Raw genomic sequence first — 23,167 nt, 5'->3', positions numbered from 1 at the left:
TTCGGGTTGGCGGAAGCGTTGGCCAGGGTCGTACGGGCTGTTTCCGGACGAGTCTAGAGGGCGCCTGTCACCGGCCCGCAGGGCGTACGTCCCGCACGGGCAGGCGCACGGTGAACACCGTCGCTCCCGGTGCGCTGTTCAGCTCGATGCGGCCGCCGTGGGCGCGGACCAGGGACTGGGCGACCGCGAGGCCCAGGCCGCTGCCGCCGCGGTCGCGGCTGCGGGCCTTGTCGACGCGGTAGAAGCGGTCGAAGACCCGGGCCCGGTCGTCGGGCGGGATGCCCGGACCGGTGTCGGCGACGCGCACTTCCGCCGCGCCGGGCACGAGGGCGACCTCCACCGACACCTTCGTCCCGGCGGGGGTGTGCACGGCGGCGTTGGTCAGCAGGTTGTCGACGACCTGCCGGATGCGCAGCGGGTCCATCGGCAGCGTCACCGGGCCCGGACCCGCCAGGACGGTCAGCGGACGGTCGGGGCGGCCGGCGCGGAAGGCGTCCGCGGCCTGGCCCACCAGCTTGACCAGGTCGGCGTCCTCGATGCGCAGCGGTGTCTCCACCTCCGCCGCGTCCAGCCGGGCGAGCAGCAGCAGGTCGTCCAGGAGGATGCCCATCCGGGCGGCCTCGGCGCGCAACCGGGCCAGGTGCCGGTCGCGTTCCTCGGGGGCGTTGGCGGCGGCGTACTGGAAGAGGTCGGCGTAACCGCGCACCGACATCAGGGGGGTGCGCAGTTCGTGCGAGGCGTCGGCGACGAAGCGGCGCAGCCGCTGCTCGGCCTCGGCGCGCACGGCGAGGGAGTCGTCGATGTGCTCCAGCATCGTGTTGAAGGCGGTGCGCAGTTCGTCCACCTCGGGGCCGCCGTCCCGGCCGTCGGCGCGCAGCGGGAGCCGGGCCGCCGACTCGGTCAGGTCGTGCGAGGCGATGCCGTGCGCGGTGGAGGCCATGTCGCTGAGCGGTTTCAGGCCGCGGCGCAGCATCCGGCGGCCGAAGACGACCAGCGCGAGCAGCGCGAGGGCGAAGGTGACGACCTGGATCGTGATCAGCTGCCCGACCGTGTCCTCGATGTCCTCCAGGGGTGCGGCGCTGACCAGGACCACCCCGGGCTTCACCTGGCAGGCGCGCAGCCGGTAGGAGCCCGCGTCCCGGAGGTGCTCGGTGCGCAGGATCTCCTGGTGTGCGGCGGTCTGGGCCCGGGCGAGGGAGGTGAAGTCGTCGACGTCCTCCGGCAGGTCGGCGGGATCCTCCGGCCTGCGCAGCTCGGGCGTGCCGTTCTTCACGTCGTACACGGCGTAGAACCAGCTGTAGTACTTCTTGCCCGAGAGGGTGCCGTAGTCCGCGATGCTCTTGGACTGGGCGACCTGGGCCTGGCCGAGCTGGGTGTCGAGCTGGGCCGACAGATAGTCCCGCATGTACGTGGTCAGGGCGGTGCCGACGACGGCGAACACCACCAGGGACAGGGCGCCCAGGCCCAGGGCCAGCCGGGTGCCCAGCCGCATCCTGCGGTAGGTCCGCCGCAGCCGGGCGATCACTCGGCGGCCTGCCGCAGCACGTACCCGAAGCCGCGCACGGTGTGGATCAGCGGCGAGCCGCCCTCGTCGGTCTCGCCGGTCTCGTCGAGCTTGCGGCGCAGCCGGCTGACGACCAGCTCGACGACGTTGGAGCGGCCGCCGAAGCCGTACTCCCACACGTGGTCGAGGATCTGCGCCTTGGTCAGCACGGTGGGCGACTTGCGCATGAGGTAGCGCAGCACCTCGTACTCGGTCGGGGTGAGCGACAGCAGCCTCGCGCCGCGCCGGACCTCGCGGGTGTCCTCGTCCATCGTCAGGTCGCCGACCCGGAGCACGGACCGCTGGAAGGCGGGTCCGGCGCTGCGCCGCAGCACGGTCCGCAACCGGGCCATCAGCTCCTCCACGGCGAACGGCTTGACCAGGTAGTCGTCGCCGCCCCGGGTGAGGCCGGCGACCCGGTCGGCGACACCGTCGCGGGCGGTGAGGAAGACCACCGGCACCATCGTGCCGGAGGCGCGCAGCCGGTCCAGGACGCCGAAGCCGTCCACGCCGGGCAGCATCAGGTCCAGCACCACGATGTCCGGGTGGAAGTCGGCGGCCCGCCTCAGCGCGTCCTCGCCGGTGTACGCCGTGACCGCCTCCCAGCCCTCGTAGCGGGCGACGGTCGCGACGAGATCGGCGATGGGCGGGTCGTCGTCGACGACGAGAAGTCGTACTTTCTCCACGCGCTCATAGTGCGGCACGCGTCCCGCGCCGCCATAGCCGCGTGCCCCCTCGCCGTGCGATCGATAACCACTTGAAAGTCGGGCGACAGCTTCCCGACAGCTCCCACGCGCCAAGCTCGGTGCACCAGGAGCCGATCAAGGAGCTGCCGATCGTGACGACCCTCCATCAACGTCCTTTGGCGCCCCGCCCGGGCGTGCGGCCCTCAGTGGTGGGCCGCACCGGTCTGTACGCGGTGCTGCTGGCGAACGCGGTCGTGGTGGCCGTGTTCTTCGCGCAGGCCTCTTTCGCCTCGAACGCGCTGATCGTGCTGGGCCGGCTGACCGGTCTGTACGCGGCGCTGCTCATGGCGTTCCAGTTGCTGCTGGTGGCCCGGCTGCCGTGGTTCGACCGGCGGATCGGCATGGACCGGCTGACGTCCTGGCACCGCTGGACGGGCTTTACGGTGTTGTGGCTGCTGCTCGCGCACGCGGTGTTCATCGTCTTCGGCTATGCCGCGTCCTCGTCCCTGGACCCGGTGGACCAGCTGGTGGACCTCGCCGAGACGGTCGAGGGCGTGCTGCGGGCGATCGTCGCGCTGGCGATCATCCTGGTGGTGGGAGCGGTCTCGGCCCGGTACGCCCGGCGCCGGCTGGCGTACGAGACCTGGCACTTCATCCACCTGTACACCTACCTGGCGGTGGTGCTGGCGTTCACGCACCAGGTCGCGGCGGGGACGACGTTCGCCTCCTCGCCGGTCGCGACGGCGTACTGGTACGTCCTGTGGGGCGGGGCCCTCGCCGCGGTGTTCGCCGGCCGGCTGGTGCTGCCGCTGTGGCGCAACCTCCGTCACCGGCTCCGGGTGACGGCCGTCGTCCCGGAGAACGACCACGTGGTCTCGGTCCACATCACGGGCCGCGACCTGGACCGGCTGCCGGCCAGGGCGGGGCAGTTCTTCCTGTGGCGGTTCCTGACCCGGGACCGCTGGTGGCAGGCGAACCCGTTCTCCCTGTCGGCCGCCCCGGACGGCCGTACGCTGCGCCTGACCGTCAAGAGGGCCGGTGCCGGCAGCGCGGCCCTGCGGCATCTGAAGGTCGGCACGCGCGTGTTCGCCGAGGGCCCCTACGGCGCCTTCACCACCCTGCACCGCACCCGCCCCGACGCCGTGCTCATCGCCGGTGGCGTCGGTGTCACACCGATCCGGGCCCTGCTGGAGGAACTGCACGGCCACGCGGTCGTGATCTACCGGGTGGCCACGGACCGGGACGCCGTCCTCTACGACGAACTGCGCGACCTGGCCCTCGCCAGAGGCGCCGAACTGCACCTGGTCACCGGCCCGCCCGTGCCCGACCGGCTGGCTCCGCCGGAGCTGGCCCGGCTGGTGCCGGACCTCGCGCAGCGGGACGTCTACCTGTGCGGGCCGCCGCCGATGATGAACGCGGTGCTCGGCAGCCTGCGCGAGCTGGGTGTGCCGGGGCCGCAGATCCACTTCGAACGCTTCAGCCTGGCCGGATGACGAGGAGAGAGTCGTGAAGCGAGCCCTGCCCGTCCTCGTCCTCAGTGTCGCGGGCCTGATCCCCCTCTGGCGCTACGCGCCCTCGCAGGACACCGGTTCGTCGCCGGTCCCCGCCGAGGCGGCGGCGCCGGCGTCCACTCCCTCGGCGTCCTCGTCGGGCGGCACCACGACCACCGTCGTGTCGGGGTCCCTCGTCGACACCGAGAAGGGCCCGGTGCGGGTCGAGGTCACCTTCGACGGCGACCGGATCGCCTCGGTGCGGATGCTGCGGCAGCCGGACCACCCGCAGACCACGGCCGCCGTTCCTCAGCTGATCGAGGAGACGCTCCGCGCGCAGAGCGCCGACATCGACACGGTGTCGGGTGCGACGATCACCAGCGACGGCTACAAGGAGTCGCTCCAGGCCGCCATCGACGCGCGCGGGTGAGAGGTACGAGGGTGATACGGCGCGTCGAGCACGTCATGGGGTTCCCGGTGTCGGTACGGATCGACGACGAGGACGTCCCCGAGTCGGCGGTGGACGGCCTGTTCGCCTGGCTGCGCCAGGTCGACGCACGGTTCAGCCCGTTCCGCCCGGACAGCGAGGTGTCACGGCTGGACCGGGGCGAGGTGCCCGAGCCCGGCCCGGAGCTGCGCGAGGTCCTGGACCTGTGCGAGGAGTACCGGATCGCCACCGGGGGCGCTTTCGACGTGCGCCTGCCCGGCCGCGGCCTGGACCCCTGCGCCGTGGTGAAGGGCTGGTCGGTGCAGCGGGGAGCGGAACTGCTGTCGGCAGCGGGGGCGCGCCGCTTCTGCCTCAACGCCGGCGGCGACGTGATCGCATCCGGCGGCCCCTGGCGGGTCGGCGTGCGCCATCCCGAGCACGCCGACCGGCTCTGCACGGTCCTGGACGTCACGGACCGGGCCGTGGCGACCTCCGCCCGCTACGAACGCGGTGACCACATCCTCGACGGCCGCACCGGCCGCCCCGCGACCGGCCTGCTCAGCCTGACGGTGGTGGCCCCGACCCTGACCGAGGCGGACACGGTCGCGACGGCGGCCTTCGCACTCGGCAGGGAGGGCGTCGGATGGGCGGCGGCCCGCGAGGGCTGCGAGGTGTTCGCGGTGGACGCGGACCGGCGGGTGCTGCGCAGTGCCGGTTTCCCGTCGGCGGGCGGGGGCGGGGTCGCGGCGGCGTGAGCCGGGTGGCGCCGGTCGGCCACTGCCCGGCAGGCCCTCCCGGGAAGCCCGCCGGCGGTACGAGGAACAGGCTGCCGGTGACGGCACGCGGGGAGGCCGTCGGCGGACCGGGCCCCAGCCGTCCCTGCCCGCCGCGACGCGCGGTCGCCGGGTCTACTCCTCCCGCAGCACCTTGACGTCCCACGGCCCGAGCGGCACCGCGTCGGCGTAGTGAGCGTCCGTCAGCACGTCCCGCAGGGCCGTCGGCACCGGTACGGACACCTCGTCCCACGACCAGTTGTGCAGGAAGCGCACCCGGCGGCCGTCCCGGGCGGTCGCGGAGGTCGCCGTGACACTCGGGTGGCCGGGGCGCCAGGCACCGTCCGGGGCGTACCGGCCGAACAGGGCCCGGGCGAAGACCGGATCGGGCACGGTGCCGACGTAGGTGATGCGTCCGGCCCCGTGCCGGTGGGTGGTGGCGGCGGGCCAGCGGCCGAAGTGCGGGTGCTCGTAGGACGCCAGGGTCTCGGCGCCCTGCGGCGACAGCCCGTCCGCCCAGTGCAGTGCGTGCGCGCCGGGCGGGAGGGGGAGGGTTTGCGTGCCGGCGACGGGAAGCGGGTCGGACAGGTTGCTGAACTCGTCGTACGTCACCCCGGCGGCCTCGGCGAGCCGGCCCGGCTGGAGCTCGGTGCGGGCCCGGGCCTCGGTGTCGCCGTAGCCGGTGCGGGGGCCTACGACGAGATGGCCACCGGCCCGGGCGTAGCCGCGCAGCCGGTCCAGGACGGTGTCGTCGGCGGCGTAGTAGGCGGGGACGACCAGCAGGGGCGGCAGCTCGGTGTCCGGGAGCTGCCCCGGGTGCAGCACGCGTACCTGGAGGCCGGCGTCGAAGGCACCCCGGTAGAAGGCGTCGAAGATCCTCTCGTACGAGCGCTCGTCCGGGCCCGCGTCGGCGCCCGCCAGCGGGGGCTGCCCCTGGAGGGCCCACTTGCTGGGGCCGTCGTAGAGGAAGGCCACGTCCGCGTCCGGGGTGAGGGCCGACACCAGATCGCCTGCCCGCTCCAGCTCCGCTCCCAGCGCCGCCAGTTCGCGGTAGACCCGGCCGGGCCGGCCGCTGTGCGGGAGGATGCCGCCCCAGTAGGTCTCGGTGCCGAAGTGCAGGGTGTGCCAGTGCCAGTACTCGATCATCGAGGCCCCGCGGGAGATCAGCGCCCAGGCGGCCTGGCGCCACTGGCCGTCGTAGGCGGGGCGGTTGTCCCACGGCCCGCCGATGGCCTGCGCGTCGGTCTCGGTGACGAGGAAGGGCTCCTGCCGGGAGGAGTACATGCGGTCGGCGCTGCGGTAGAGCGCCCAGGTGCCGTTGGTCGTCCAGTTCTGCCCGCCGGCGCCCGCCTCGGGCAGGGCGAGGGCGTCCTGCATCGTGTAGTACGGGTTGCCCGCGGTGACGTCGAGCCGTTCGGTGAGCCTGTCGTCCTCGACGCCGGGGCGGTCGTAGGAGATGCACGTGGTGACGAACTGGCCGGGGCGGGCGTACTCGCGCACGAGGTCCGCCTGCCAGGCGATGAACTCCGTGACGAGCCGGGCCTGGAAGCGCCGCCACGCCAGGTCGTACTGCGGCTGGGCGTTGCCGTCCGGGGTCCACAGGTCGGCCCAGGTGGACAGCCGGTGAGACCAGTAGACCAGGCCCCACTCGCGGTTGAGGGTCTCCACGTCACCGTAGCGTGCGCGCAGTTCGTCGGTGAAGCGCTGGAAGACGCCGTGGTTGTGGAAGAGGTGCAGGCCGGGTTCGTTGTCGACCTGCCAGCCGATCACGGCCGGGTGGCCGGCGTACCGTTCGGCGACCTTGCGGATGATCCGCTCGGCGTGGAAGCGGAACGCCGGGTGCGTGAAGTCGGCCTCCTGCCGGCCACCCCAGCCGAGCCGCCTGCCGGTGCGCCGCTCCCCCGCGATCTCCGGGTACTGCCGGGCCAGCCAGGGCGGCACCGCGTAGGTCGGTGTCCCGAGGATCACGCGGATGCCCCGCTCATGGGCGCCGTCCAGGACCGGCTGGAGCCAGTCGAGGTCGAAACGCCCGTTCTCGGGCTCCCAGGTGGACCAGACCGACTCCCCGACCCGGATGACCGTGAAGCGGGCCTCGGCCATCAGGTCGAGGTCGTCCTTGAGGCGGTCGTACGGCTGGTACTCGTGGTAGTAGGCGGCGCCGAACAGCACGCGGCCGGGCAGCTCGAACATGCTTCTCCTTCAGGGAAGTGGGTGAGACGTCAGCCCTTGACCGCGCCGGTGGAGAGCCCCTCGAGGAGCTGCTTGCGCAGCAGCACGAAGAGGGCCACGGCGGGCAGGACGGCGAGGACCGCTCCGGCGAGCACGAGGTCGTACTGCCGTTGCTCCGACACGAACAGGGTCTGCAGGCCCAGCGGCAGGGTGTACTGGGAGCTGTCGGAGACCAGCACCAGCGGCCACAGGAAGCTGTTGTAGCTCTGCAGGAACTGCCAGACGGCCAGGGCGCCCAGCGCGGGCCGCAGCAGCGGCAGCACGATGGTCCGGAAGATGCCGAACTCGCTCGCCCCGTCGATGCGGGCGGCCTCCAGCACCGAGTCCGGGACGGACTGCACGATGTACTGCTGCATCATGAAGATGCCGAACGCGGGCGCCACCCACGGCACGATCAGCGCGAACCAGGGGCTGCCGAGCCCCGTCTTCACGAGGATCACGAACAGCGGCACGAGAATCACCGCGAACGGTATCGACAGCGAGCTGAACATGACGTCGAACAGCAGCCGTTTCCCGGCGAAGCGGAACTTGGCGAAGGCGTAGCCGGCGAGCGCGCACACGAAGACGGACACGAGTGTGGCGACGACGGCGACGACCGTGCTCATCAGGAACCAGCGGCCGAAGGGCTGTTCGGTGAGCAGGGTGCGGTAGTTGTCCGGGGTGAAGGGGTCCGGCACGAGCTTCGGCGGGTAGCCGAAGATGTCGCCACGCGGTTTGAACGAGCCGCTCAGCGCCCACACCAGCGGGGTGAGGAAGCCGAGAAACAACAGGACCAGGAACGCGTACAGGGGCAGGCGGGCGCGTGTCATGGGGTGGCCCTCCCGATGCCGAGGAGACGGTTGACGAGCCGGCTGAGGCCGAAGACGAGGACGAACAGCACGACGGCGGCGGCCGCGGCGTAGCCGAACTGCTGGCGCTGGAAGGCGGCCCGGTAGATGAACATGGTCACCGAGAGGGTGGACTCGGCCGGTCCGCCGCCGGTCAGCAGGTACGGCTCCTCGAAGATCTGGGCCGCGCAGATGAACGACGTGACCACGACGAACGCGGTGACCGGCTTCAGGGCCGGCAGGGTCACGGTGGTGAAGGTGCGCAGCCGCCCGGCCCCGTCGAGGGCGGCGGCCTCGTACAGCTCCCGGGGCACGTTCTGCAACCCGGCGAGGAAGAACACGGTGAGGTAGCCCGTCCAGCGCCACAGCATGACCAGGGCGATGCTCACCTTCGCCAGGTCCGGGTCGCCCAGCCAGTCGACGCCTCCGGTGCCGAACAGGGCGCGCAGCAGGGCGTTCGCGAGTCCGAACTGCCGGTCGAAGATCAGCCCGAAGAGGAGCGCGACGAGGATCGGCGACACCACGATCGGGACGAAGTAGGCGGTCCGCCACAGGTCACGGGCTCGCAGTCCCCGGGTGTTGAGCGCCTGGGCGATCAGCAGGGCGAGCGGGACGACGAGGCAGAGGGCGACCAGCACGAACACGGCGGTGTTGCCGAGGGCCCGGTGGAAGCTGATGTCGGTGGCGAGCAGCCGGTAGTTGCGCAGCCCCACCCAGCGTGGGGGCCCGAGCCCGACCCACTCGGTGAGGCTCAGCCACAGCGAGACGCCGACGGGGACCAGCATGAACAGGACGTAGAGCAGATAGAAGGGCGAGACGAAGAGGTAGGGCGCCCAGGTCCGGCGGGGTCGCCGTGCTGTCCCCTTCGGGTGGCTGCGCGCGCGGGCGGTGCCGGACGCGCCGGTCAGGGTGGTGGTCATGGTGGTCCTCCAGACGCGCCGGGTGCGGCGCCCTCCAGGGGCGCGGGGCAGTGTCGATGTGCGGCTCCGCCGCGCGGGCGCGGCGCACCACGACGGCGCCGCGGCCGGACTACCGCCCGGCCTGGTCACGGAAATCCGCTGCCGTCTGCTTCAGCGCCTGCCGGGGCGACAGATCCCCGTGGTACGCGCGCAGCAGATTCCCACCGAGCACGTCATAGAGAATCGACTGGTCGGGACTCTGATGGAACGGCGGAACATCCGGCAGCAGCGACCGGTACAGCCCGAACAGCCGCTGTCCCCCGCAGAACTCGTCCTCGTACGCACCCAGCCGCGGATCCTGGTACACCGACCGCCGCGTGGGCAGATACCCGGTCTCGGTGAACCGCCGCACCTGCCCCTCGTGCGTGAGCCACGTCCTGAAGAGGAATTCCGTCGCCGCCCGGGTGTTCGCCTTGTCCTTGACGACGCCGAACCCGGTGCCGCCGAGCGCGGCGGTCACTCCGCCGCCCCCCGCGAACCGCGGCAACGCCCGGACCCGCCATCTGCCCTTCTGTTCGGGCACGTTGGTCACCAGGCCGTAGTTCTTGTACCAGATGGCCATGGGCAGTCCGATGACCCGGCCCCGTTTCAGCGCGGTCTGCATGCCGGCCCCGTAGTAGTCGGAGACCTCGACGACGAATCCGCTGCGCAGCCCCTCGCAGAGGAACCGCAGCACCTCCTCGGCTTCCGGCGAGTCCAGGACCAGCCTCCCGTCGGCGTCGAAGAAGGCCCCGCCGCGCTGGTACAGCAGCATCTGGAAGGACTGCACGACCTGGGCCGGGTCGCTGCCCACCGTGGAGACGACGCACATCGAGGCGCCGTGGTCGCGGTGCACCCGCGCGCCTGCCTCGGCGAACTCCTCCCAGGTCGCGGGGTCGGCGGGCAGGCCGTACTCCTCGAAGAGGTCCTGGCGGTGGAAGTACACGACCATCGGGGTGTCCGAGTCGAAGGCGTAGACCCGGCCGTCCTTGCCGAAGGGGGCGGTGCGGGCCGGCAGCAGGTCGTCCTTCAGACCGGGCACGGCCTCGATGTCGGGGGTGAAGTCGTGCAGCAGCCGCTCGGCGATGTCGCCGCGCAGCATGCGGGGGAAGCTCGCGATCTCGAAGCCGACGAGGTCGGGCGTGCCGCGTCCGGCGACGGCCTGGGCGAGCAGCTTGGTGACGATGTCCGGAGCGCCGGCCCGGGTGGCCTTCAGGTGGTAGCGGAAGTCTCCGGCACGGTCGGCCGCCGGGATGCCCTTCTCGAAGAACGCCTCGTAGCCCGGGTCGTGGGTCCACAGGCCGAGGGTGACGTCGCCGGAGGTGCGGGGCGCGGGGCCGGTGCCGCCGCAGGCGGAGAGGGTGGCGGCCGCGCCGAGGCCGAGGGCTCCGCGCAGCAGGGCGCGGCGGGTGGGAGGGGCTGGTGGTGCCGGGAGGTACGACACGTGACTCCTCACGTGGTGCGGCTACGGGCGGGGGTGCGCGGGGTCCGGGTCGCGTACCGGACCGGTCGAGGCCCGTACGGTCAGCTCGACGGCCCGGCCGGCCGGTGCGGCCGGTGCGGCGCGGCCTTCGACGAGGGCGATCAGCGTGCCGACGGCGCGGTCGGCGACGGCGGCGAAGTCCTGCCGGACGGTGGTCAGTGGCGGACAGAGGTGGGCGGCGGCGGGTATGTCGTCGTAGCCGACGACGCTCACGTCACCCGGGACGGAGCGGCCGGCGTCGGCGAAGGCGTGCAGGGTGCCTATGGCCATGTCGTCGTTGGCGACGAACACGGCGGTGACGTCGGAGAGTCCGGCGAGCCGGCGTCCGGCGGTGTAGCCGGAGGCCGGACTCCAGTCGCCCGGTGACGGCAGGGGCGGCTCGGGGGCTCCGGCGGCGGCGAGTGCCTCGCGCCAGCCGCGCAGCCGGTCGCGGGCGGCCCACCAGTCCTGTGGGCCGGGGATGTGCCAGACGGTGCGGTGACCGAGGGACAGCAGGTGCTCGGTGGCGATCCGGGCGGCCGCGACGCCGTCGGCGCCGACCACGGCTCCGGCGCCCGGAGCCAGTTCGACCCCCTCCCCGAAGCTGACGACGGGGACGTCCGCGCCGATCCGCAGGGGAGTGCCGTCGTCGATGGGCTCGGACAGCACGATCCCGTCCACGCCCTGCTCCAGCAGCGCGTCCACGGCGGCCGAGACCCGTTGGCCCTCCAGGGTGCTGGCCAGGGCGACGGAGTAGCCGGCCCGCTGCATCGCCCGCTCCAGGGCGATGAGCAGCGTCGAGGGGCCGTAGAGCGAACTGCCCAGCGAGACCACGCCGATGCGCCGGTAGCGGCCGAGGAGCAGGGCTCGTGCCGCGGTGTTGGGACGGTAGTCCAGCTCGCGGACGGCCTTCAGCACGCGGTCGCGGACCTCGGGGCTGACGTGCGGTTCGCCGTTGACGACCCGCGAGACGGTCTTCTGGGACACCCCGGCGGCCCGGGCGACCTCGGTCATCCCGGGCCCACGGCGGCGCCGCCCGCCGGCGGATCCGGTCGTGGTCATGAGGGCTCCCCGGGGACGGCGGACGGCATGGACTACGTAGTCACCCGTGGACCTACCGCGGGAAAGGGCTTGCTTGACTACGTAGTCACGCCAGTGTGGGAGTCCCGGCGGCCGGCGTCAACGGCCGGGGCGGAACCCGTCCCCCATGCCCCATTGATTGATCCATTCAGCATCTCTAGCATCACTCGGTGGCTCCATTCACCTCTTCCTCTCCGGCCCGGGACGTGCGCCCGCGGCACCCGAAGGAGCATCCGTGTTTCCAGCCACTCGCGTCAGACCGCCCGCCGCCGCCCTGCTGCTGGCGCTGAGCCTCCTCCTCACGCAGACACCGGCCGCCGACGCCGCACCACCGCGGCCCCCGACGAGCGCCCCGCCCCAAGTCTGGCCGCAGCCCCGGCACATGGATGCCGGGACCGGCCGGTTCCCGGTGCCCGACCGGGTGGTGGCGGTCGTCGGGCGCGGGACCGACCCGTCGGCGCGGCGGGTCGTCGAGACCGTCCTGCGCCACGCCGGGGCCGAGCGGATCGACATGGTCACCGAACCACCCGCGCGGGCGCCCTTCACGGTCTTCGTCGGCGGCCCGAAGGAGAACGCCGCCACGGCCCTCGCCCTGCGCCGCCTGCACGCCCCCTCTCCCGCCGGACTGCCCTCCGGCGGTTACGTCCTGGCCTCGGGCCGCAGCGCCGGCCGCACCGTCCTCGCCCTGTCCGGCACCGACCCCACGGGCACCTTCTACGCCGCCCAGACGCTGCGCCAGCTGGTCACCCGGACCGTGCCGCAGGTGACCGTCCGGGACTGGCCCACCGCCGCCCTGCGCGGAGTGATCGAGGGCTTCTACGGCACCCCCTGGTCGCAGTCCGAGCGGCTCGGCCAGCTCGACTTCTACGGCCGCACCAAGCAGAACGTCTACGTCTACTCGCCCAAGGACGACCCCTATCTGCGCGAGCGCTGGCGGGACGAGTACCCCTCCGCGGAACTGGCCCGGTTGCGGGAACTGGTCGACCGGGCCCGCGCCAACCACGTCCGCTTCACCTACGCCCTCTCCCCCGGACTGTCCGTCTGCTACTCCTCCGGCGCCGATCTCGCGGCCCTCACCCACAAGCTGGACTCGCTGTACGCCATCGGTGTGCGGTCCTTCGCGATCCCGCTGGACGACATCAGCTACACGAAGTGGAACTGCGATGCCGACGAGCGGGAGTTCGGCACGGGGGGCGGCGCAGCCGGGACGGCCCAGGCGCATCTGCTGAACCGGGCGTGGCAGGACTTCTCCGCCGGCCACCCGGGCCTCGAACCGCTGGAGATGGTCCCCACCGAGTACTCCGACCTCGCCGACTCCCCCTACAAGAAGGCACTGCGGGAGAAGCTGGACCCGTCCGTGGTCGTGGAGTGGACCGGCGTCGGGGTGATCGCCCCGACCGTCACGGCCGAGCAGGTCGGGCAGGCGCGTGAGGTCTACGGCCATCCGATCCTGCTCTGGGACAACTACCCGGTCAACGACTACGTCACCAGCCGCCTGCTGCTCGGCCCCTGCACCGGCCGCGAGCCCGGCGTGGCGAAGGCGGTGACCGGGGTGACGGCCAATCCCATGGTGCAGGGCGAGGCGAGCCGGATCGCCCTGTTCACCTCCGCGGCCTACCTGTGGAACCCGGACTCCTACGACCCACGGGCCGCGTTCCTCGCCTCGGTCCGGGACTTCGCCGGACCCGGCGCCGCCCCGTGGCTGCGGATCTTCGCCGAGAACAACTATTCGTCCCAGCTCGACCCGGCCGAGTCCCCCACCCTGAGCGCGCTCATCTCCCGGTTCCGCACGGCCTACGAGCACGACTCCGGCCTCAGCCGGGCCGCCGACGCGCTCCGCTCGTACTTCGCCCGCATGGCGGCCACGCCCGCCGAACTCCGCTCCCGCCTGCACCGTCCGGGCTTCCTGAAGGAGACCGCGCCCTGGCTGGACAAGCTCGGCCGCTACGGCACCGCGGGGAAGACGGCCGTGGACCTGCTGCTGGCGGGCAAGAAGGGCGACACCGAGGCGGTCGGCATGTACTGGAACCGGCTCAGGGCCCAGCGCAAGGAACTCGACGCGACACCCCAGCAGGTGGCGCCGGGCGTGATGGATCCGTTCCTCTACTCGGCGATGACGGCGTACGCGCCGGACCCGGGCGTGGACGCCGCGTTCTCACCCGGGTCCGTCAGCCTGGAGCCGGGGGGTTCGGCGAAGGTGACGCTCTCCTTCTCCGACGCCTCGGCGAAGACCGTCGCGTGGAAGCTGACCGCCCCCGACGGGGTCACCGTCTCTCCCGGTTCCGGCACCGCGACCGTCCCGGCCGGGGGCAGCGCCTCCGCGACCGTGACCGTCACGGCCCGGGCGGGTGCCTCCGACGGGGTGCGGTCCGTCGTGGTGACGGGCGAGGGCGTCGTCAGCCGTGCGATACCGGTGCGGGTCACCGACGGCACGGGGTCACCGAGGGCACTGACCGCCAACTTCAGCGGGGCGTCCGTCAGTTCGATCGACCTGGCCTCGAAGAAGACGACGGACATCCCGGTGGGCGCCAACCCCGGTGAGATCGTGACCAGTTCGGACGGGCGCACCGCCTATGCGGCGGCCCAGGGCGCGAACACGGTCAGCGTGATCGACGTGGCACAGGGGAAGGTCACCGCCACGGTCCCGGTCGGCAAGGTCCCCGCCGGGCTCGCGCTCACCCCGGACGGCCGCACCCTCTGGGTCGCCAACTACGGGGACGGCACGGTCCAGCCCGTCGACACCGCCTCCCTCACCCCGGGCGCTCCCGTGAAGGTCGGCGACGGGCCGGAGAACCTCGCCATCACACCGGACGGAAAGACCCTGTACGTACCGAACATCAAGGACAACACGGTCACACCGGTCGACCTGGCCACCCGTGAGCCCGCAACCGCCGTCCCCGTGGGCCCGGGCCCCTTCAACGTCGTGGCCGCGCCGGACGGGAAGACGGTGTACGTGTCCAACTCCGGTGGTTCGACGGTCACTCCGATCGACACGGCCACGAACGACACCGAGCCGACCCTCCTGGTCACCGGCCAGGCCTACGGACTCGCCCTGTCGCCGGACGGCCGGACCCTGTGGGTCAGTCCCAGCACCGGCGACACCGTCACACCCGTCGACACGGTCACCGGCGCCCCGGGCAAGACGGTGAAGGCCGGCAGGTCCGCCTTCGACGTCGCCCTGGACTGGAACGGCGCCACCGCGTACGTCACCACGGCCGACGCGGGCGCCCTGGTCCCGTTCGACCCGGCGTCCGGAGCCGTGGGGGCGCCGCTGAGGACCGGGGCGTATCCGCTGGCCGTCGCGGTGACGCCGGTTCCGGTGAAGTGAGACGGGAACGGCCGGGACCCCGTACGGGGGCCCGGCCGTTCCCGTGCCGGTCCGGCGCGGTTCAGCTCGCGGTGCGGCGGATGCGGCCCGCGTACTTCTTCTCCAGCTCCAGGTTGCCCTCGAAGCCGCCGGGCACGTTGGCCGAGACGTAGACCGGGGGACGCTCCCCGGCGGCGAGGAGGCGGCCGGCCGCCTCGGCGACCGTCATCTGGACGAGCATCACGCCGGTGAGTGTGGACAGGGCGCAGACCGAGCCCCCGCCGGGGAGTTCGAGCAGGGAGTCGCCGGGCGGGGCCGCGTTGTCGAGGACGACGTCGGCGATGTCGGCCAGTTTCCGGCCGCTGGGATGGGCGGCCGGGACGGCCCGGGTGTGGGCGAGGGAAGTGAGGGCCAGGATCCGGTGGCCACGTTCCTCGGCGTGCAGGGCCATCTCCACGATGACGTTGTTGACACCGGAGTTGGAGACCACGACGAACAGGTCCTCGGGGCGCGGGGCGGCGAGTTCGTACAGGCGCGCGGCCACTCCCGCCCGGCGTTCGAGGAGCGGGTCGTCGAGGACGGACGGGTCCGCACCGCCGTACTGGACCAGGTCGGTGATGCTCAACCGGTTGGTGGGCACCAGCCCTCCGGCCCGGCCGGAGAGTTCGAGGACGAGTTCCTGCGAGTGGCCCGTACCGAAGGCCTGGACGACTCCGTCGGCGCGCACGCACTCGACGACCAGGTCGGCGGCGGCGGCCACGTCGTCACGGGCGGACTCGACGACCTCCTGGAGGACGGAGAGGCTCTTGCGCGCGTACCCCTGGGCGCTCACAGACTCGACGGACACGCGGCACACTCCCCATTGGTGGATTAAATCACCCTGCACTTCACCATCAATGAATCAATAAATCACAGGGGGCCGTCGGCGGGCAATCCGGTCCTGGTATTCAATTCATGCGCCGAAAGGTGGCTGGTACCTTCTCCCCCATGCCTCCCACGGACGTCACGACACTGATCCGTACCGAGCTGCCCCGGCTGGCCGGCTCCCTGCGGAAGGTCGGCGAGCTGATCCTGGAGGATCCCGCCGCCGTCACCCACTGCTCGGCCGCCGAACTGGGCCGCCGCACCGGCACCTCCCAGGCCACGGTGACCCGTTTCTGCCGCGCCATCGGGCTCGACTCCTACCAGCACCTGCTGATCGAACTGGCCCAGGAGCGCGGCCGCGGCGAGGTCTCCGACTGGGGCACCGCCGAGATCGGCCCGGACATCTCGCCCGACGACAGCCTGGAGCGGGTCGTGCAGGTCGTGGGCACCGCGGACCTGCGCGCCGTCCAGCAGACCATCGACCGGATCGACCTCGACGCCCTGGAGCGCGCCGCCCAGGCCCTGGCCAAGGCCAGGCGGATCGACGTCTACGGCGTCGGCGGCAGCGGCGCGGTGGCGCACGAGACGGAGACCCGCTTGTTCCGCATCGGCTGCGCGGTGCGCGGCTGGACCGAGGTGCATGCCGCGGCCACCTCCGCGGCCCTGCTGACGCCGGCGGACGTGGCCATCGGCATCTCCCACTCCGGGGCGACCCGGGAGACCCTCGAACCGTTCGAGATGGCCAGGGAGCGCGGCGCCACCACCGTCGCCCTCACCACCGACCCGCGCTCACCGCTGTCCCGGGCCGCCGACATCCGGCTCATCTCCTCCTCCTCGGAGACCAGCTTCCGCGCCGAGAGCATCAGCAGCCGGCACTCGGTCCTGATGCTCATCGACTGCCTCTACGTCCGGGTGGCCCAGCTCTCCTACCAGCGGGCGAGCGCCTCGCTGGCGCTGACCGACCACATCGCCGGACAGCACGCGGTGAAGTCCCGGCGAGCCAGGTGACCCCGGCCGGGGACCGCTGGGGACGGTGGCCGGGCATGACCAGGCATGCATGGATGAACCACCAAGTTGACGCGAAGATGGTTGTTTGAATCACTCCTGCGGTGCAGGATGGGGCTCCCCCCAGCGCACCTCGTAGGAGCCCCATGCGCGTCACCTCTGTCGAGTCGACCGAGCTCTTCACCGGGACCACCGAACGCCCGCTCCAGGTGGTGGCCGTCGAACTGAGCCACACCCCGGGCCGGACCGTCCGGCTCACCGTGGAGGGCCCGGGCCTCAGCGGTACCGCCGAGGCCACCGTGGGCGAGGACGGCACCGTACGCGCCGAGATACCCGTCACCGGCGAGGACCTGGTCCCCGGCGACCACCGCCGGATCACGGTCGGCGCCGCGGACGGGGACGACGTCACCACCCGCACCGGCGAGTTCATCGCGGCCCAGCCCGGCTGGACCATGTTCATGGTCAGCCACTTCCACTACGACCCCGTCTGGTGGAACACCCAGGGCGCCTACACCGAGACCTGGGACGTCGCCGACGACCCGGCGACGAGCGGCCTGCCCGCCCGGACCTTCGACTCGCGCGGCCAGTCCGGCATGAGTCTGGTGCGGGCCCACTGCGACCTGGCCCGCCGCGACCCGGCCTACACCTTCGTGCTCGCCGAGGTCGACTACCTGAAGCCCTACTGGGACACCTTCCCGGAGGAGCGCGCCTTCCTGCGGCAGCTGATCCGCACCGGCCGCGTGGAGATCATGGGCGGCACCTACAACGAGCCCAACACCAACCTCACCGGCGCCGAGGCGACGATCCGCAACGCCCTGTACGGCGACGGCTTCCAGCGCGGGATCATCGGGGCCCGTCCCGACACCGCCTGGCAGCTCGACGCGTTCGGGCACGACCCGCAGTTCCCCGGGCTGATGGCGGACGCGGGGCTCGGCTCCAGCTCCTGGGCGCGCGGGCCGTTCCACCAGTGGGGGCCGACCCTGTCGGTGTTCGGCGAGGAGCCGAGGGACCCGGGCCGGATGCAGTTCCCGGCCGAGTTCGACTGGATCGCCCCCTCGGGACGCGGGCTGCTGACGGCGTACATGGTCAACCACTACGGCGCCGGCTGGGCGATCGACAACGCCCCCACCCTGCCCGAGGCGGAAGCCGCCGCGTACACGCTCTTCCGGCGGCTGAAGCAGGTCGCGCTCACCCGCAACGTACTGCTCCCGGTCGGCGGTGACTACGCGCCGCCGTGCCGCTGGGTGATGGACATCCACCGCGACTGGAACGCCCGCTACGTCTGGCCCCGCTTCATCAGCGCGATCCCCCGGGACTTCTTCACCGCCGTGCGGGCGGAGCTGGCGGCGGAGGGCCGCAGGGCCTCCCCCCAGACTCGCGACATGAACCCGGTGTACACCGGCAAGGACGTCTCCTACATCGACACCAAGCAGGCCCAGCGGTACGGGGAGACCCTGCTCGCCGACGCCGAGGCCTGGACGACACTCGCCTCGCTCGTCACCGGCCGTCCGTATCCCGACGCGGCCCTGGACAAGGCCTGGCGGCAACTCGTCTACGGCGCCCACCACGACGCCATCACCGGCTCCGAGTCGGACCAGGTGTACATCGACCTGATGACCGGCTGGCGCGAACTGCACGACCTGGCCGTGAGCGTGCACACGGACGCCACCCAGGCCCTCGCCGACCAGGTCACCCCCGGCGACGGCTGCGACCTGGTCGTCTTCAACTCCGCCACCTGGGCACGGCGGGACGTACTGACGGTCGACGACCCGGGCCTCGTGCCGCGGGATCTGCCCGCGGTCCGCGAGGACGGCCGGCTCCACGTCGTCGTCCCGGACGTGCCCGGCATGGGCCTGAAGGCGCTGCCGCTCACCGAGGGCACCGCCCCCGGCTGGGAGCCCGCCGACGGCCACACGATCCGCAACGAGTTCTACGAGGTGACGGTCGACCCGGCGCGCGGCGGCGGGGTGAGCGGCCTGCGCGCCCTGACCGAGGGCGGGCGGGAGCTGCTGCGCCCCGGCGACATCGGCAACGAGATCGTCGTCCAGGAGGAGTACCCGAGGCACCCGCGCTTCGGCGAGGGCCCCTGGCACCTCACCCCGACCGGCACGACCGCCGCCCGGGGCCGGGACGTGAGGGCCGAGGTGCACGCCGAGCGCTCCGCGGCCGGCTCCCGCATCACCGTCACCGCCGACCTCGGCCTGTTCCGGTACACCCAGCGGCTGACGCTGTGGCAGGGCGTGGACCGGCTCGACCTCACCACGACCGTCGACGGTTACGACGGGGAGGACCGGCTGATCCGGGTGCGCTGGCCCTCGGACGTGCGGGGCGGGCTGCCGGTGCACGAGGTGGCGGACGCGGTGATCGGGCGCGGCTTCGGGTTCGTGGAGGTGGACAGCGAACGGTTCCCGTGGACGCTGGACAACCCGGCGAACACCTGGTTCGGCCTCGGCTCCACCGCCCGTGTCGCCGTCCACGACGACTCGGGCGCCCTCCTCGGCCACCGGTCCGTCGGCGTCGCCGAACTCGTGTACCCGGACTGGGACATCGCGGGCGAGATCGGCGCCCCGCTCGCGGCGGCCCTGGTCCGCGCCGGGGTCACGGCGACCTCGACCATCGCGGGCGGACCGCGCTACGGCGACCTGGAGGTCGACTCCAACCTTCCCGACATCCGGATCGCCGTCGGCGGCCCCGAGCGCAACGCCGTGACCGCCGAGGCGCTCGGCTGGGACCCGGCGGCCGGACGGGAACTCGGGCGGCAACTCGCCGAGCGGGGCGTGGCGGCCGTCTGGGTCGCGCCGCGCGCCTGTCTGCGCGAGGAGTGGATCCCCGGGGCGGACCTGCGCGACCTGGAACGCCTGCCGCTGCTGGTGGTGGCGGGCGCCCGCGCCGAGGACGACGCCGAGGCGGTGGACGCGCTGATCGCCGACCTGGACGACTTCACGGTGACGGCCACGGCGGCCGGCGGCGGTGAGGCCCTGCCTCCCGGTGACGCCTGGGACGGCCGCAGCTTCGCCGTCCTCAACCGCGGCACACCCGGCTGCGTGATCACCCCCTCCGGTGACCTCTACATGTCCCTGATGCGCTCCTGCACCGGCTGGCCCTCGGGGATCTGGGTCGACCCGCCGCGCCGGACCGCCCCGGACGGCTCGGGGTTCCAGCTCCAGCGCTGGTCCCACACCTTCGAGTACGCCGTCGTCGCGGGTACCGGCGACTGGCGGGACCTGCGGCTGCCGCAGGCGGGACACGCGTACAACCGCCCGTTCACGGCACGGCTGCGGCGGTCCTCCGACGGCTCCCTGCCCCGCGACGCGGTCCTGCTGGGGCTGGAGCCGGCCGGCGAGGTGCTCCTCGACGCGCTCAAGCCGGCCGGCTCCCCGCTGGCCCGGGGCAGCGAGGCACGCGTGGATCCGGGGCGGGGGATCGTCGTCCGGGTGCACGAGGTCGACGGGCGCCCGGTGCGGGCACGGGTCACCGGCCCGGTCGCCTGGGCCTCGGGCGCCCACGCCGACGTCCTGGAGACACCCGGGGCACCCCTGGCCCCGGACGGTGAGGGCGTTCTCGAAGCCGACCTCACCGGCTTCGAGGTCGCCACGCTCCTGGCCTCACCGGCGGCCGGCCGGACGCCGTCGCCCGGCCCCGGCGTCGAGGCCCACGAGCCCGCGCAGCCGATCGCCACCCGCTACTGGCTGCACAACTCCGGCCCGGCACCCCGCGGCAACATGCCGGTGGCCGTCTGCCTCTCCCCCGCCGCCCTCACCGCCGACGGCCCGGTCACGGCGACGGTCCGGGTCTCCTCGGAGCTGACCGACGCCTCGGCGTCCGGCACGGTGACCTTCGAGGTCCCGGCGGGCTGGACCACCGAACCGGCCGAACTGCCCTACGCCCTCGGTCCGTCCGGCTTCACCCTCACGGACGTCACGGTCACACCGCCCCCGGACCCCGAACCCGGCCGCCACTGGCTGGCCGCCCGGCTGTCGCACGGCGGCCAGACGTACGAGGACGTCGTCGCCCTGGACGTTCCCGGCGGGCACACCGGCCCGACCCTGGTGGCGGGCCTGGCGATCGACCGGGTGACCGTCCGCCGGGGCGAGCGGGCCAGGGTCCCCGTGACCCTGCTCAACCCCACCCGCGGCTCCGTCAACGGCACGCTCTGGGCCGTCTCCGCGTGGGGCACCTGGCCCGGCGTCACCCCTGGCTGCCAGGGCTTCACGGTGGCGGGCGGGGAGCAGGCCGAGTCCGTGATCGAGGTGGACGGCGACGCGGTGCCCCCGGGTTCGTACTGGCTGATGGCGAAGGTGGCCTGGCACGGCTGCGTGGCGTACACGGAGGCGGTGGAGCTGGTGGTGACGCCATGAGGGAGGACTACGCGGCAACGGTGCGTGGCGCCCCGATCCGGAAGGAAAAGGTGGCCGCCTTCCTGAACGCCGGTACGCCCGCGCACCTCACGGGCGGGGGGCTGTATCGAAGTGCGGCTCCGCCGCGGGGCGCGAGCAGCCCCCACGGCGCCGCACCGGCGAGACGGCACCGCCAGCAACGACGCTGGGCCACCCAGGTCGTCATCTCGGACGAGCTCGCCCGCCGAGCCTGCGCGCAACGCGGCCTCCCCCCACCGGACGGCCTCGAACCGATGCGCCTCCTCACCGTCCCGGAAACCGACGTCGCCGACCTCGGCAGCATCGTCGCCGCGGTCCTCGCCCACTCCCCGGCCGCACGGGCCCTCCTCGCCGACCTGGGACGCGAACAGCACATCCCCGAACCGGCCGTTCGGGACTACTACGACCGCAACCGGGACCGCTTCCTCACCCCCGGCGCCCTGCGCCGCGGCGTGGACCCCTACGACGATCCGGACCCCGCGGACCTCCAGCCGTACCGGCAGGTCCGCGACGGCATCGCACAGGAGCTGCTCCGGGCGGCGGCCCGGCGCGCGTTCTTCACCTGGCTCGACGAGGCCCGGGCCGGCGTCGAGTACGCCGAGGGCCACGAACACCCCGCCGACCCCTCGCACCCGGACCACGAACACCGGCACTGATCGCCGCAAGCAACCGAACAGCAACACGGCAAACCATTGACCTCCGATGAATTCTGGTCCACATTTTCATCAATCGAAGTCCAACTTGGTGATTTGAGCCAGCACCGACTGGCCCCAGGAGGGCAGCAATGCGCACAAGAAGACTCACCGGATCCCTGACCTGTCTGGTCGTCCTGACACTGACGGCGGCCGGCTGCGGCCTGTCCGGCGGTGGTTCCGGCGACGGCGACACCACCGCCGGAGGCTGCAAGGTCGACAAGGGCAACGTCGGTTCCGGCAAGCTCTCCGGCGAGGTCAAGGGAAAGATCACCTTCCAGACGACCAACCTGAAGAAGGACTTCGGGAAGTACTTCAACGGAGTCATCGACGCCTTCGAGCAGGCCCACCCCGGCACGAAGGTCAACTGGATCGACGACCCGGGCGACGCCACCTTCACCCAGCGCCTGGTCGCGGACGCACAGGGCTGCACCCTGCCGGACGTGGTGAACATCAACGTCAACACGGCGGTGGCACTGACGAAGAACGGCTACCTGCTCGACCTGGACGACAAGGCCCCGGACGCGGGCAAGCCCTTCTCCGCCGCCATGTGGAAGTCGAGCATGTACGCCGACGCGGACGGCGCCAAGGTGCACAGCGTGCTGCCCTGGTACTCCGGCGGCATCGTGCAGACCTTCAACACCACCCTGATGAAGAAGGCGGGCCTGGACCCGGCGAAACCTCCGACGACCGTCCTCGGGCTGTTCGACGACGCCGAGAAGGTCGCCAAGGCGTCCGGCGGCAAGTACTACGCGTTCCTCGCCAACCCGCAGCTGCGCATCCCGGCCGACTGGCAGCAGATGGGCATCGAGGTCCTGTCCGGGGACGGCAAGAAGTTCACCTTCGCCGACGACCCCAAGACGGCGCAGTGGGTCGAGGCCATGACCAAGCTGTACAAGGCCGGCGGGATGCCCCGGGACTCGCTGTCCTCCACCCAGGACCCGGCCAACGTCTACGGCCAGGGCAAGCTGGTCTACGGGCCCACCAACCCGAACTTCCTGCGGTTCATCCAGCAGAACAACCCGAGCGTCTACAAGAAGACCGGCGTCGCCCGCTTCATGCTGGACGCCCTCGGCCACACCGTCGGCGCCCCGCAGTACATCGGGGTCGCCTCCACCAGCAAGAACGCCGCCACGGCGCTCGCCTTCGCGCAGTTTTTGACCAACGCGAAGAACCAGCTGGACTGGGCCAAGGACCCGAACGTCGTCATCTTCCCCTCCACCACGGCCTCCCTGAACGACCCGTTCTTCCAGTCGGTCAAGGGCGACGACCCGTTCGCCCAGGCCCGCAAGATCGTCGCCGGCGACCGCAAGACCGCCACCGCCGACGAGATCGCCCTGACACCCGGTGAACTGAACGCCATATCGGCCCAGATCCAGCTGGCCATGCAGGGCAAGAAGAGCGCCGAGGACGCCCTCAAGGAAGCGCAGACCAAGGCGAACCAGCTGATCGAGCAGGGCAGTTGAGG

General features: G+C 72.3%; 16 protein-coding genes. 8 read left to right on the top strand and 8 right to left on the bottom strand.

Annotated elements, in window-relative coordinates; genetic code table 11:
* Positions 1-67 precede the first annotated feature (67 nt).
* Both ACFCXS_RS28710 and ACFCXS_RS28705 read right to left on the bottom strand, forming a co-directional pair.
* Positions 68-1,525: a sensor histidine kinase gene (locus ACFCXS_RS28710; protein ID WP_376646231.1), complete on the bottom strand. Its 1,458-nt coding sequence runs from the start codon at positions 1,523-1,525 to the stop codon at positions 68-70.
* Positions 1,522-2,229 carry a response regulator transcription factor gene (locus ACFCXS_RS28705; protein WP_376646230.1) on the bottom strand — a complete coding sequence of 236 codons (708 nt, stop codon included), beginning with the start codon at positions 2,227-2,229 and terminating at the stop codon, positions 1,522-1,524. The genes ACFCXS_RS28710 and ACFCXS_RS28705 overlap by 4 nt, the downstream gene beginning before the upstream one ends.
* A 206-nt stretch (positions 2,230-2,435) precedes the next feature.
* Here ACFCXS_RS28705 and ACFCXS_RS28700 point away from each other — a divergent pair, with 206 nt between their 5' ends.
* The 3 genes from ACFCXS_RS28700 to ACFCXS_RS28690 are packed head-to-tail and all read left to right on the top strand — an operon-like array spanning position 2,436 to position 4,901.
* Positions 2,436-3,722, top strand: coding sequence for a ferric reductase-like transmembrane domain-containing protein (locus ACFCXS_RS28700; protein WP_376646282.1), 1,287 nt, complete (start codon positions 2,436-2,438; stop codon positions 3,720-3,722).
* Positions 3,723-3,735: 13 nt separating this feature from the next.
* The gene (locus tag ACFCXS_RS28695; protein ID WP_376646229.1) at positions 3,736-4,149 is read left to right on the top strand and encodes an FMN-binding protein; all 414 of its coding nucleotides are present in this window, start codon (positions 3,736-3,738) and stop codon (positions 4,147-4,149) included.
* A gap of 14 nt (positions 4,150-4,163) precedes the next feature.
* A complete protein-coding gene (locus ACFCXS_RS28690) occupies positions 4,164-4,901 on the top strand; it encodes an FAD:protein FMN transferase (protein ID WP_376646281.1) in 738 nt (245 codons plus the stop codon).
* A gap of 153 nt (positions 4,902-5,054) precedes the next feature.
* Here the strand turns inward: ACFCXS_RS28690 and ACFCXS_RS28685 are convergent, their stop codons facing one another.
* The 5 genes from ACFCXS_RS28685 to ACFCXS_RS28665 form a co-directional block, all read right to left on the bottom strand.
* Complete coding sequence (locus tag ACFCXS_RS28685; RefSeq protein WP_376646228.1) at positions 5,055-7,109, bottom strand: beta-galactosidase; 2,055 nt, start codon at positions 7,107-7,109, stop codon at positions 5,055-5,057.
* A gap of 29 nt (positions 7,110-7,138) precedes the next feature.
* Positions 7,139-7,957 carry a carbohydrate ABC transporter permease gene (locus tag ACFCXS_RS28680; RefSeq protein ID WP_376646227.1) on the bottom strand — a complete coding sequence of 273 codons (819 nt, stop codon included), beginning with the start codon at positions 7,955-7,957 and terminating at the stop codon, positions 7,139-7,141.
* On the bottom strand, positions 7,954-8,895 hold the full coding sequence (locus tag ACFCXS_RS28675) for a carbohydrate ABC transporter permease (RefSeq protein WP_376646226.1): 942 nt from the start codon (positions 8,893-8,895) through the stop codon (positions 7,954-7,956). The genes ACFCXS_RS28680 and ACFCXS_RS28675 overlap by 4 nt, the downstream gene beginning before the upstream one ends.
* Before the next feature lie 109 nt (positions 8,896-9,004).
* Positions 9,005-10,357: an ABC transporter substrate-binding protein gene (locus ACFCXS_RS28670; RefSeq protein ID WP_376646225.1), complete on the bottom strand. Its 1,353-nt coding sequence runs from the start codon at positions 10,355-10,357 to the stop codon at positions 9,005-9,007.
* A gap of 21 nt (positions 10,358-10,378) precedes the next feature.
* A complete protein-coding gene (locus ACFCXS_RS28665) occupies positions 10,379-11,437 on the bottom strand; it encodes a LacI family DNA-binding transcriptional regulator (RefSeq protein ID WP_376646224.1) in 1,059 nt (352 codons plus the stop codon).
* A gap of 253 nt (positions 11,438-11,690) precedes the next feature.
* Here ACFCXS_RS28665 and ACFCXS_RS28660 point away from each other — a divergent pair, with 253 nt between their 5' ends.
* Positions 11,691-14,783 carry a beta-N-acetylglucosaminidase domain-containing protein gene (locus tag ACFCXS_RS28660; RefSeq protein WP_376646223.1) on the top strand — a complete coding sequence of 1,031 codons (3,093 nt, stop codon included), beginning with the start codon at positions 11,691-11,693 and terminating at the stop codon, positions 14,781-14,783.
* Positions 14,784-14,844: 61 nt separating this feature from the next.
* Here the strand turns inward: ACFCXS_RS28660 and ACFCXS_RS28655 are convergent, their stop codons facing one another.
* Complete coding sequence (locus ACFCXS_RS28655) at positions 14,845-15,609, bottom strand: sugar isomerase domain-containing protein (RefSeq protein WP_376646222.1); 765 nt, start codon at positions 15,607-15,609, stop codon at positions 14,845-14,847.
* A 140-nt stretch (positions 15,610-15,749) separates the two neighbouring features.
* Between ACFCXS_RS28655 and ACFCXS_RS28650 the strand changes: the two genes are divergently transcribed.
* The 4 genes from ACFCXS_RS28650 to ACFCXS_RS28635 all read left to right on the top strand — a co-directional run bounded on the left by ACFCXS_RS28650 (position 15,750) and on the right by ACFCXS_RS28635 (position 23,165).
* Complete coding sequence (locus ACFCXS_RS28650; RefSeq protein WP_376646221.1) at positions 15,750-16,634, top strand: MurR/RpiR family transcriptional regulator; 885 nt, start codon at positions 15,750-15,752, stop codon at positions 16,632-16,634.
* 143 nt (positions 16,635-16,777) lie between these two features.
* Complete coding sequence (locus tag ACFCXS_RS28645; RefSeq protein ID WP_376646220.1) at positions 16,778-20,989, top strand: NEW3 domain-containing protein; 4,212 nt, start codon at positions 16,778-16,780, stop codon at positions 20,987-20,989.
* Complete coding sequence (locus ACFCXS_RS28640; protein ID WP_376646219.1) at positions 20,986-21,663, top strand: peptidyl-prolyl cis-trans isomerase; 678 nt, start codon at positions 20,986-20,988, stop codon at positions 21,661-21,663. The genes ACFCXS_RS28645 and ACFCXS_RS28640 overlap by 4 nt, the downstream gene beginning before the upstream one ends.
* Before the next feature lie 128 nt (positions 21,664-21,791).
* Positions 21,792-23,165, top strand: coding sequence for an extracellular solute-binding protein (locus tag ACFCXS_RS28635; RefSeq protein ID WP_376646218.1), 1,374 nt, complete (start codon positions 21,792-21,794; stop codon positions 23,163-23,165).
* Positions 23,166-23,167 lie beyond the last annotated feature (2 nt).

This window comes from Streptomyces sp. NPDC056373 (assembly GCF_042262425.1).
Taxonomy (GTDB): domain Bacteria; phylum Actinomycetota; class Actinomycetes; order Streptomycetales; family Streptomycetaceae; genus Streptomyces.
This window is presented reverse-complemented; position numbering and strand designations above follow the sequence as displayed.